Genomic DNA, 10,387 nt, shown 5'->3' on the forward strand with positions numbered 1-10,387 from the left:
GTCTTTCCCGCACCAAGAGAGGGTCCCATGGACATCCACGAACATCAGGCCAAGTCGATCCTTGCCGAATTCGGCGTTCCGGTTCCCAAGGGCCATCTTGCCTTCAGCCCCGAACAGGCGGCGCATGCCGCACGGATGCTGGGCGGGGGCCGGGTTGTGGTCAAGGCGCAGATCCATTCCGGCGGGCGCGGGGCGGCGGGCGGCGTCAAGCTCTGCACCTCCGAGACCGAGGTGCGCAGCTATGCCGCCACGCTTCTGGGCAAGACGCTTGTTACCAAGCAGACCGGCGCGGGTGGCAAGCTGATCGAACGGCTCTGGATCGAAGAAGCCACCGACATCGCACAGGAAATCTATCTGGGCTTCGTGCTGGACCGCAAATCCGAACGCATCATGATCGTGGCCTCGGGCCATGGCGGCATGGAGATCGAGGATCTGGCCGAAAAGGATCCGGGCAGCCTTGTGCGCATGATCATCGACCCCGCCGCAGGGCTCGTTGAATTTCAGGCCCGCGATCTGGCCTTTCGCCTTGGGCTGAAGGGCAAGCAGATCGGGCAATTCGTGACCACGCTGCGCGCCTGTTACCGGGCCTACCGGGATCTGGACGCGATGATGGTCGAGATCAACCCGCTGGCCGTGACGGGGGCGGGCGATCTGGTGGCGCTCGATGCCAAGATGTCGTTTGACACCAACGCGCTCTACCGCCGCCCGCAGGTCGCCGCGCTGCGCGATCCCGGGCAGGAGGATCCGCGCGAAAGCAGCGCGCATGACAATGGTCTGGCCTATGTCGGGCTTGAGGGCGACATCGGCTGCATCATCAACGGGGCGGGTCTGGCCATGGCCACGATGGACATGATCCATCTGGCCGGGGGCGCACCGGCCAATTTCCTCGACATCGGCGGCGGCGCCAGCCCCGAGCGCGTCGTCACCGCCTTTCGCACCGTGCTGACCGACCCCAATGTGGGCGTCATCCTCGTCAACATCTTTGCCGGGATCAACCGCTGCGACTGGATCGCGCGCGGCGTCGTGCAAGCCTATCAGGAGGTCGGCCTGACCCTTCCCGTGATCGTGCGCCTGTCGGGCACGAATGTCGAGGAAGGCCGCGAGATCATCCGCACGTCCGGCCTGCCGCTGATGTCGGCCGATACGCTGGCCGAGGCCGCGAAACTGGCCGTGCGCTCCCGCCCTTCCCCCATCGCCGCCCAGTAAGGAGCAACGCTTATGGCCATCTTGATCACCAAGGACACCCGCATCATCGTGCAGGGCATGAGTGGCCGGATCGGCCAGTTTCATGCCCAGGAGATGATCGAGACCGGCACCAACGTCGTGGGCGGCGTGACGCCCGGCCGGGGCGGCAGCACGCTTCTGGACCGCCCGCTGTTTGATACCGTGCGCGAGGCGGTCGAGGCGACGGGCGCGGATGCGTCGCTGTTGTTCGTGCCGCCGGCCTTTGCCGCCGATGCGATGATGGAGGCGGCCGAAGCGGGCATCAAGACCTGTGTCTGCGTCACCGACGGGTTGCCCGCGCAGGACATGATGAAGGTCAAGCGCTTCTTGCGCCGCTACCCGCGCGAGCGCAAGATGCGCCTGATCGGGCCCAATTGCGCGGGCGTCATCAGCCCCGGCATCGGTTTCATGGGCATCATGCCGCCCCACATCTACACACCCGGCCGCGTGGGCATCGTGGGGCGTTCCGGAACGCTGGGCTACGAGGCGGCCAGCCAGATGTCGGCGCTGGGCATCGGCGTATCCACCTCGGTGGGTATCGGCGGCGACCCGATCAATGGATCAAGCTTCAAGGACATCCTTGAACTCTTTGAAAACGATCCCGAAACCGATGCCGTCATCATGATCGGCGAAATCGGCGGCCCGCAGGAGGCCGAAGCCGCCGCCTTTGTGCGCGACCACATGAGCAAGCCGGTGGCGGCCTATGTCGCGGGGTTGTCGGCCCCCAAGGGCCGCAAGATGGGCCATGCGGGCGCGATCATCTCGGCCTTTGGCGAAAGCGCGCAGGAAAAGGTCGAGATCTTGCAAGACGCGGGCATCATGGTTGCCCCCAACCCATCGAGCATGGGCGAGACGGTCGCGCGCATGCTGGGCCTGAAAGTCGCGGCATGAGCCGCGCAGAAAGCTGTCAGACCCTCGCGCTGCGTGATGCCGCCGATTGGGTCGGGCACAGTGAGGAGCGCTGGGGCTGTCTGACCCCGGACCTGGCCGGGATGCTGGGCGCTGCCGTCAGTCATGACCGGTCGCTGCCTTGCGACATGCGGGCGGGGTCGCTTTTGCCACCGCTGTGGCATTGGGCGGCCTTTCCCGAATTCGTGCCCCTTGGGCAGTTGGGCCCGGACGGGCATCCGGAACTGGGCGATTTCCTTCCGCCCTTGGCGTTCAAGCGGCGCATGTGGGCGGCCGGGCGGCTCGTCTTTACCGGCGTGCTGCGCATCGGTGAAAAGCTCAGGCGGCGTTCGACCATCCGGTCGGTGACGCCCAAATCGGGCGGCACGGGCGAGATGGTCTTTGTCACCGTCACCCACCAGATCGAAGGCGAACAGGGCGGATTGATCGAGGACGAACAGGATATCGTCTATCTGCACATCCCCGAAAGCTTCACACCCCCACGGCGGATGCCGGCATTCGACAACCCCGATTTCGACGAGACCGTGCCGATCAACGAGGCGCGGCTGTTTCGGTTTTCGGCCGCGACCTACAATGCCCACCGCATTCACTACGATCTGCGCTATGCGCGCGAGGTGGAGAAATACCCCGCCCTTGTGACCCATGGCCCGATGCAGGCAATCCTGCTGATGGACGCGGCCACGCGCCACCAGGGCATGCCGCCCCGGCGCTTCAGCTTTCGCGGCGTGCACCCGATGTTTCATGGCCATGATCTGCGCCTGCAGGGGCGGCTGGCCCCCGGTGGCAAGGCGATGGATCTGGGCACAGCCGCGCCCGAAGGGTATCTGGGCATGACCGCACAAGCAGGATGGGACTAATGGGTATTCTGACAGGCATGCGCGTTGTCGAAAGCTCGGCCTTTGTGGCGGTGCCGCTGGCCGGGATGACCCTGGCACAGATGGGGGCGGATGTGATCCGCTTCGATCTGCCGACAGGCGGCATGGATCATGGGCGCTGGCCCGTGGCGCCCAATGGCGCCAGCCTGTTCTGGGCGGGGATGAACAAGGGCAAACGCTCGGTCGCCATCGATGTGAAGACGCCCCAGGGCCGCGAGATCGCGCAGGACATCATCTGCGCCCCCGGTGCGGATGCGGGGCTTTTCATCACCAATCTGGCCACGCCGGGCTGGACCGATCACGCCACGCTGGCCGCCCGGCGCGCCGATCTGATCTCGGTCGGGTTGCGCGGCGACCGCCACGGCAGGCCCGCGGTCGATTACACCGTCAACCCCGCCGTGGGCTTTCCCATGGCAACAGGCCCCGAGGGGTCCGAGGCGCCGATCGCCCATGCCCTGCCCGCCTGGGACGCCATCGCGGGCGGCATGGTGGTGCAGGGGCTTCTGGCCGCCGAACGCCACAGGCTGCGCCATGGCGCGGGACAGGCTGTCGATCTGACGCTCAAGGATGTGGCCGCGGCGATGCTCGGGCATCTGGGCCTGATCGGCGAACACGCGCTGACAGGCCAGACACGGGGGCGCGCGGGCAACAGCCTGTATGGCGCCTATGGGCAGGATTTCCTGTGTGCCGACGGGGCGCGGGTGATGGTGATCGGGCTGACCGCCCGGCAATGGCAGAACCTGCTCAAGATCACCGGCACGGCCGAGGCGATGGAGGCCCTTGCCGCCGCAATGGGCGCGGATTTCCGCGACGAAGGCGCCCGCTGGCAGGCGCGCCATGCCATCACGGCGGTTCTGGCACCGTGGTTCGCGGCCCGCCGTCTTGCCGATTTCGCCGGCGATTTCGATCGGGCCGGGGTGACATGGTCGGTGTTTCGGACATTCGCCGAGGCCATCGAACACGACCCCGACCTGTCGCTTGACAACCCGATCTTTGCCGAGGTGGACCAGCCCGGCATCGGGCGCTACCGCAGCCCCGGATCGCCGCTGTCCTTTGCAACCATCGCGCGCGAAACGGCCGCACCCGCGCCGCTTCTGGGCCAGCACACCGAGGCGGTTCTGGCCGATGTGGCGGGCCTGTCTTCGGGGACGATCGGACGGCTTTTCGATGAGGGGATCGTGGCGCAACCGGGCCGCGACAGGCTGCGCCGGGCCTGTTAGGTCACAGCCTTGCGCGCCTGGAATTCGGGGCGGTCCCAGAGCCGGTCGGTGATGATGCGCCCAAGGATTCCGGCCGCGCGGACCACATCGGCTTGATCGATGTAAAGCGGCGTGAAGCCAAAGCGCATGATGTCAGGCGCGCGGAAATCCCCGATCACGCCTTGGGCAATCAGCGCCTGCATTGCGGCGTAGCCATGGGCGAAATGGAACGACACCTGTGAGCCGCGCTCCCGCGCATCGCGGGGGCTGGCCAACATCAGATCGGGGCAATGCGCCGCCACCTCGGCGATGAAGCGCTCCGACAAGGCCACCGATGCGGCGCGCAGATCGGCCATATCCACCCCGTCCCAGACATCGAGTGCGGCATCAAGCGCGGTCATCTGCAACACCGGTGGCGTGCCCACGCGCATGCGGTCCACACCGGGCGCCGGGCGATAGTCGAGATCAAAGGCAAAGGGCGCGGCATGGCCAAGCCACCCCGCCAGCGCGGGGTCGATCCGGTCGGCCAGATCGGGGCGCACATAGATGAAGGCCGGCGCCCCCGGCCCGCCATTGAGGTATTTGTAACTGCAGCCTGCCGCGAATTCCGCGCCGCACGCCGCCAGATCGACCGGCACCGCGCCCGCGCTATGGGCCAGATCCCAGATCATCACCGCGCCCGCCGCATGGGCGGCTTTCGTGATGGCGGCCATGTCATGCATCCGCCCGGTGCGGTAATCGACCTGTGTCAGCAAGACGGCGGCGACATCGGGGCCGATGGCATCGCCGACCGCGTCAGGCGCCACCACACGCAACACATGGCCCTGCCCCAGATGCCGGATCAACCCATCGGCGATATAGAGATCGCTGGGAAAATTGCCGCTGTCCGACACGACCACGCGCCGGTCGGGCCGCATCGAAAGCGCGGCCGACAGCGCCTGATAGACCTTGATCGACAAGGTGTCGCCCATCACCACGCTTCCCGGCGGCGCCCCGATCAGGCGCCCCACCCGATCGCCCACGCGGCCGGGCTGCGCCATCCAGCCATCCAGGTTCCAGCCCTGGATCAGATGCGCCCCCCATTCGCCCGTGACCGCCCGGGCCAGCCGGGCCGGAACCGCGCGGGGCAAGGGCCCCAGCGAATTGCCGTCGAGATAGATCATCCCCTCGGGCAGATCGAACAGATGCTTGCGCAAGATGCTCATGACGCGGTCGCCCCCTTTTGGGGGACACCCTGCCCCGTTGCCGGTGGCAGTGCAAGCCGTCAGGCCCCGGCCGCGCCCCCCGCCCGTGTGCGGTGCGGGCCCCAGACACAGGCAAGGGCAAGGCTCAGCCCCGAGACGGTGGCGATCATGCCTGCCGCGCTGACGGAATGGTCAAAGCCCATCCAGATCGGCCCATATCCCGCCAGCACATAGCCCAAGACCGCCGAGCCCGCAGCAATCCCGACCGAGATCCAGACCTGAGCGGCCAGCGCATTGGTCAAAAGCCGTGCCGCAGCCGGCGGGCAGATGAACATCGCGATCACGATGATCGACCCCACCGCGTCAAAGGCCGCCACCGCCGCCACCGCCGCTGCGATCACCAATGCCAGCCCGATCGCCGACACCGGCAACCCGATGGCGCGGGCAAAGCCTTCGTCAAAGGTGGCCAGCTTCAAGGGCCGCCAGAAGATCACCATCAGCACCGCCATCAGCGCGGCCACCGCCGCGATGCGCGGCAATTCGGGCGGCAGATGCGCCAGCGCCACAGGATCGATCACGCTGTGCCAGCCGCTTGCGCGCAGCCAGATCAGCGTTTCCAGATTGCCCATCAGCGCATGATCGACATCCAGATGCACCCCCGAGGTGTCGGATTGTTCCAACAAAAGCACACCACCCGCAAAGAGCGCGGTAAAAACCACCCCCATCGCCGCCCCGGGTTCAATCCGGCCCAGTCGCAAGATCACCTCGATCAGCACCACGGCCACCAGCGCCGCCGCCCCCGCCCCGATCAGCATCGGGATCGTGGCCACCGTGCCCGTGACCAGAAAGGCCACGACAATGCCCGGCAAAACCACATGGCTGATGGCGTCGCCAATCAGCGCCTGACGCCGCAGGATCAAGAAATTGCCCGGCAGCGCACAGGCGATGGCCGCGAATACCCCGATCAGCATCGGCGTCAGCGAGAATTGCACAAACTCAGCGCCCATCTTGCCCCCCCACCGCCTGTGGCGGGCCAAGCGCCGCATCGAAATCGGCAATCTGATCGGCGGTGAACACGGTCTCGATCGGGGTCAGCCCATCATAGCGCCCGGTCAGTGCCGTGTCCTGATGCATCGCGCGCGCCAGATCCCAGCGGCGTTCATCGCGCAAGGATCGTGCCGCGAGCGCACGACCCTTTTCGGTGGCGACCCCATCGGGGCGGATCACGCCCTGGGCCCGCAAGATGCGCAAGGTCAACGGATCATGGATCGGCTCGGCGCGGGCCAGCGACAAAAGCCCCTGTCGCCAATGCACCCGGGCCTGAAAGCGGCGGCGGGCCAGGATCGCGGCCAAAAGCCCGCGCCGCGGCGCCAGCAAGAGCGACAGCACAAACAGCCCCGCCGCGATCAGCACGATGATCGGCCCCGTGGGCAGATCAGGCGCCGATGCCGACAGCGCCGCGCCCAGATATCCCGCCCCCCCACCGATCGCGCCCGCGATCCACAGCATCCGCTCGACCCGGTCGGACCAAAAGCGCGCGGTCACCGCCGGAATGATCAACAGCGCCACGATCAAGATCAACCCCACCAGCGTCAGCCCGATCACCGTGACCGCCATGACCAGCGCCATCATCGCCAGATCGACCCGCGCCACGCGAACCCCGATGGCGGCCGCATGGCCCGGATCAAACGCCACCAGCGTCATCGGTCGGCGCAGCAGCAAGATCACCGCGACCACGACCAGCCCCCCCGCCGCGATCAACACCGCGTCCTGGAACAGCATGCCGGCGGTCGCACCAAGCAAAAAATCCTCCAAGCCCGCCTGGCGCCCCCGCTCCAGCGACTGGATCACCGTCAACAGCACCACACCCAGCCCAAAAAACACCGACAGGACCGCGCCGATGGCGGCATCTTCGGCCAATCTTGTGCGGCGCACGATCCAGTCGACCAGCACCAGCCCGATCAGCGCGCTTGCGGCCGAACCGATCAGCAAGCCCGGCAGATCACGCCCATCGCCGCCAAGCGCCACCATCACCAGAAATGCCACCCCGATCCCCGGCAAGGTCGCATGCGCCATCGCATCCGACACAAGCGCGCGCTTGCGCAAGACCAGAAAGCTGCCCGCCATCCCCGCCGACAGGCCCAACAACGCCGCACCGATGGTGACCAGAGCGGCGTTGTAGCCCGCCTGTAGCGCCAGCGCCGCAAGAAACCCCGTCATCGTGTCAGCCACCTGTCAGGCGCAACTGGTCCAGATGGGTGGCCGCCAAGCGCCCGCCATAGGTCTGGACCAGGGCATCTTGGGTAAAGGTGGTCGCGACCGGACCTTGGGCCATGGCCCGGACATTCACCAGAAACACATGATCAAAATAGGCAGCCACGGTCATCAGATCGTGATGGACCGCGATCACCGATTTTCCTTCGGCGCCCAGCGATTGCAACACCGCGACGATGGCGCGTTCGGTGGCGGCGTCGACGCCTGCGAATGGTTCGTCGAGCAGATAGAGGTCAGCCTGTTGGGCCAGCGCCCGCGCCAGAAACACCCGCTGTTGCTGACCACCCGACAACTGGCCGATCTGACGGCTGGCAAAGCCATCCATCCCCACCCGCGCAAGCGCGTCACGCGCCAGCGCCATATCCGCCCGGCTGACACGGCGCAAAAGCCCAAGGCTGCGGTAGCGCCCCATCAGGACCACATCGATCACGGTGGTGGGAAAATCCCAGTCCACACTGGCACGCTGGGGCACATAGGCGATGCGGGGGCGCGCCTCGGACAGGGCTTGGCCAAAAAACCGCACCTCACCCGAAACCATGGGGATCAGCCCGAGTGCGGCCTTGAGAAAGGTGGATTTTCCCGCCCCGTTCGGCCCCACGATGGCCGACATGGCACCCGCCGGGAATGTCGCATCGACCGAAAAAAGGGCGGGTTTGTCCCCATAGCTGACCGTCATGCCGCGCACGGCAAGGGGGGCCGATGGATCGGCCCCCGCGGTCACGGCCGCCCCGTCTTGCGCGGCCAGGCTCAGCGTCTTTGGGGGTGTCGGGCTCACTTCATCGCCAATGCGTTGATGCGCCCACGCGCGGGCGCTTGCCCCCCAAGCGCGCGGGCGATGGTGGTGACATTGTGATCGATCATGCCAAGATACGTCCCCTCATAGGTGCCGGGCGCACCCATCGCGTCGGAAAACAGCTCGCCACCGATCACGACCTCGTGGCCAAGGGATGCCGCCCCTTCGATCAACGCGCGGATGTTGCGATCGGAAACCGAGCTTTCCACAAACACCGCGCGAATGTCGCGGGTGGCCAGCATCTCGACCAGCTCGGCGATGCGTTGCAGCCCCGCCTCGCTTTCGGTGGAAATACCCTGGATGCCCACCACCTCAAAGCCATAGGCGGCACCGAAATAGTTGAAGGCGTCATGCGCCGTGATCAGCACACGGGCCTCGGCCGGGATCGAGGCAAGGGCGGTCTGGGAATAGACCGCCAGATCGGACAGCTGGGCCAGATGCGCCGCCGCATTGGCCCGAAAGACATCGGCCCCCTCGGGATGGGCCGCGATCATTGCGTCACGCGTGGCCAGCACCACGCGCGACCACAGGTTGGGGTTCATCCAGACATGGGGATCAAACCGGCCCTCGTAATCCTCCGAGCCGATCAGCTGTGCCGGCGCGATGGTTTCAGCCACTGCAACCACGGGGCGTGTCTGGGCCAGATCCAGCAGGAATTCCTCTAGCTGGGCTTCAAGATAGAGCCCGTTCCACAGCACCAGATCGGCATCGGCGGTGGCCACGATATCGCTGCGGGTCTGACGATAGGCATGAGGATCGACCCCCGGCCCCATCAGCGCCGTGACAGCAACCAGATCGCCACCCACCTGCCGGGCGGCATCAGCGATCATGCCGGTGGTGGCAATGACGCTCAGGCGATCTTGGGCCGCCGCAGGCAGCGCCAGCGCGGCGGAGGCGGCGAGAGACAAAAGCAAACGTCGGGTCAGCATTCCTTGAACCTGTCGGGTCTTGCGCGCATCCGGGCGCGCGGTCCGTGCCGTCACGACATATATTGCGACGCATTCGCAATATGTCAATGAAGTTGCGAGTTAGTCGCAATCAAAGGCGCTCAAACCCGGCGCTTGCTTGTGAATTGACACCGCCCGCAACGCGCCGCAGGGTCTGCGCACATCACCACACCGGAGGACAGACCATGACCGATCACCCCATCGCCCTGGTTACGGGCGGCGCACAAGGCATCGGGCTGGCCTGTGGGCGGGCCCTGGCCGCCGATGGCTACCGCGTGATGCTGGTCGATGTGAAAGACAGCGTGGCCGAGGCCGCGGCCGGGATCGGCGGGCGCGGCTTTCTGTGCGACGTGGCCGATACAGGCGCGCTGATGGCATTGTTCGACCGGGTCGAGGCCGAGGAAGGCCCGGTTGCAGCCCTCGTCAACAACGCAGGCATCGCCCGCCCCGGCGATTTCCTGAGCTATGATCTGGCCGATTTCGACGCGGTGATCGGGCTGAACCTGAGGGCGGTTTTCGCGGCCACCCAGCGCGCGGCCAAGGGCATGATTGCCACAGGCATCAAGGGGGCGATCGTCAACATGTCGTCGATCAACGCGGTTCTGGCGATCCCGGCGATCCCGGCCTATTGCGCGTCGAAAGGGGGCGTGCAGCAATTGACCAAGGCGTCGGCGCTGGCCTTGGCCCCGCATGGTATCCGCGTGAACGCCGTCGGCCCCGGTTCGATCGACACCGAGATGATGGCAGGCGTCAATGCCAGCCCCGCAGCACTGGCGCGCGTTCTGTCGCGCACCCCCATGGGTCGGGTCGGCACCGCCGATGAGATCGCCAGCATCGTGGCGTTCTTGTGCTCGCCCAAAGCCAGCTATGTGACGGGTGAGACGATCTATGCCGATGGCGGGCGGCTGGGGCTGAACTACACCGTCTGAGCGGCACCGCGCCGGGCGATGAGGCGCAAGGTGGTCATCGCCCCCGGCGACCT

At 66.5% G+C, this 10,387-nt stretch carries 10 protein-coding genes; 5 read left to right on the forward strand and 5 right to left on the reverse strand.

The genetic code is table 11. The features are described 5' to 3' along the window. The first annotated feature begins 27 nt into the window (after nucleotides 1-27). From Q0094_RS07545 to Q0094_RS07560, 4 genes are read left to right on the forward strand one after another with little or no spacing between them, the layout of a single operon-like run. Nucleotides 28-1,206, forward strand: coding sequence for a malate--CoA ligase subunit beta (locus tag Q0094_RS07545; RefSeq protein WP_297617245.1), 1,179 nt, complete (start codon nucleotides 28-30; stop codon nucleotides 1,204-1,206). Between the two features lie 12 nt (nucleotides 1,207-1,218). Next, on the forward strand, nucleotides 1,219-2,115 hold the full coding sequence (sucD, locus tag Q0094_RS07550) for a succinate--CoA ligase subunit alpha (RefSeq protein ID WP_297617248.1): 897 nt from the start codon (nucleotides 1,219-1,221) through the stop codon (nucleotides 2,113-2,115). Beyond that, the gene (locus Q0094_RS07555; RefSeq protein ID WP_297617251.1) at nucleotides 2,112-2,990 is read left to right on the forward strand and encodes a MaoC family dehydratase N-terminal domain-containing protein; all 879 of its coding nucleotides are present in this window, start codon (nucleotides 2,112-2,114) and stop codon (nucleotides 2,988-2,990) included. The genes sucD and Q0094_RS07555 overlap by 4 nt, the downstream gene beginning before the upstream one ends. Further along, nucleotides 2,990-4,228 carry a CoA transferase gene (locus Q0094_RS07560; RefSeq protein ID WP_297617254.1) on the forward strand — a complete coding sequence of 413 codons (1,239 nt, stop codon included), beginning with the start codon at nucleotides 2,990-2,992 and terminating at the stop codon, nucleotides 4,226-4,228. The genes Q0094_RS07555 and Q0094_RS07560 overlap by 1 nt, the downstream gene beginning before the upstream one ends. On the opposite strand, the gene kynU is transcribed toward Q0094_RS07560, so the two are convergent. From kynU to Q0094_RS07585, 5 genes are read right to left on the reverse strand one after another with little or no spacing between them, the layout of a single operon-like run. Then, nucleotides 4,225-5,412, reverse strand: coding sequence for a kynureninase (gene kynU, locus Q0094_RS07565; protein WP_297617257.1), 1,188 nt, complete (start codon nucleotides 5,410-5,412; stop codon nucleotides 4,225-4,227). The genes Q0094_RS07560 and kynU overlap by 4 nt on opposite strands. A gap of 59 nt (nucleotides 5,413-5,471) precedes the next feature. After that, nucleotides 5,472-6,398, reverse strand: a complete 927-nt coding sequence (locus Q0094_RS07570; RefSeq protein WP_297617260.1) for a metal ABC transporter permease — start codon at nucleotides 6,396-6,398, stop codon at nucleotides 5,472-5,474. After that, complete coding sequence (locus Q0094_RS07575; RefSeq protein ID WP_297617263.1) at nucleotides 6,388-7,611, reverse strand: metal ABC transporter permease; 1,224 nt, start codon at nucleotides 7,609-7,611, stop codon at nucleotides 6,388-6,390. Before Q0094_RS07575 ends, Q0094_RS07570 begins: the two co-directional genes overlap by 11 nt. 4 nt (nucleotides 7,612-7,615) lie before the next feature. Then, the gene (locus Q0094_RS07580) at nucleotides 7,616-8,416 is read right to left on the reverse strand and encodes a metal ABC transporter ATP-binding protein (RefSeq protein ID WP_297617269.1); all 801 of its coding nucleotides are present in this window, start codon (nucleotides 8,414-8,416) and stop codon (nucleotides 7,616-7,618) included. A gap of 20 nt (nucleotides 8,417-8,436) precedes the next feature. After that, the gene (locus tag Q0094_RS07585; RefSeq protein WP_297617272.1) at nucleotides 8,437-9,387 is read right to left on the reverse strand and encodes a zinc ABC transporter substrate-binding protein; all 951 of its coding nucleotides are present in this window, start codon (nucleotides 9,385-9,387) and stop codon (nucleotides 8,437-8,439) included. 203 nt (nucleotides 9,388-9,590) lie between these two features. Between Q0094_RS07585 and Q0094_RS07590 the strand changes: the two genes are divergently transcribed. After that, nucleotides 9,591-10,334 carry an SDR family NAD(P)-dependent oxidoreductase gene (locus Q0094_RS07590; RefSeq protein WP_297617266.1) on the forward strand — a complete coding sequence of 248 codons (744 nt, stop codon included), beginning with the start codon at nucleotides 9,591-9,593 and terminating at the stop codon, nucleotides 10,332-10,334. Nucleotides 10,335-10,387 lie beyond the last annotated feature (53 nt).

Origin of the sequence: uncultured Roseicyclus sp., from assembly GCF_937892565.1 — a bacterium.
GTDB lineage: Bacteria > Pseudomonadota > Alphaproteobacteria > Rhodobacterales > Rhodobacteraceae > Roseicyclus.

Bases quoted from the DNA above. Each gene is read 5' to 3' on its own strand.
- Q0094_RS07545 (WP_297617245.1), top strand. From the start codon at position 28: ATGGACATCCACGAACATCAGGCCAAGTCGATCCTTGCCGAATTCGGC.
- sucD (WP_297617248.1), top strand. From the start codon at position 1,219: ATGGCCATCTTGATCACCAAGGACACCCGCATCATCGTGCAGGGCATG.
- Q0094_RS07555 (WP_297617251.1), top strand. From the start codon at position 2,112: ATGAGCCGCGCAGAAAGCTGTCAGACCCTCGCGCTGCGTGATGCCGCC.
- Q0094_RS07560 (WP_297617254.1), top strand. From the start codon at position 2,990: ATGGGTATTCTGACAGGCATGCGCGTTGTCGAAAGCTCGGCCTTTGTG.
- kynU (WP_297617257.1), bottom strand. From the start codon at position 5,412: ATGAGCATCTTGCGCAAGCATCTGTTCGATCTGCCCGAGGGGATGATC.
- Q0094_RS07570 (WP_297617260.1), bottom strand. From the start codon at position 6,398: ATGGGCGCTGAGTTTGTGCAATTCTCGCTGACGCCGATGCTGATCGGG.
- Q0094_RS07575 (WP_297617263.1), bottom strand. From the start codon at position 7,611: ATGACGGGGTTTCTTGCGGCGCTGGCGCTACAGGCGGGCTACAACGCC.
- Q0094_RS07585 (WP_297617272.1), bottom strand. From the start codon at position 9,387: ATGCTGACCCGACGTTTGCTTTTGTCTCTCGCCGCCTCCGCCGCGCTG.
- Q0094_RS07590 (WP_297617266.1), top strand. From the start codon at position 9,591: ATGACCGATCACCCCATCGCCCTGGTTACGGGCGGCGCACAAGGCATC.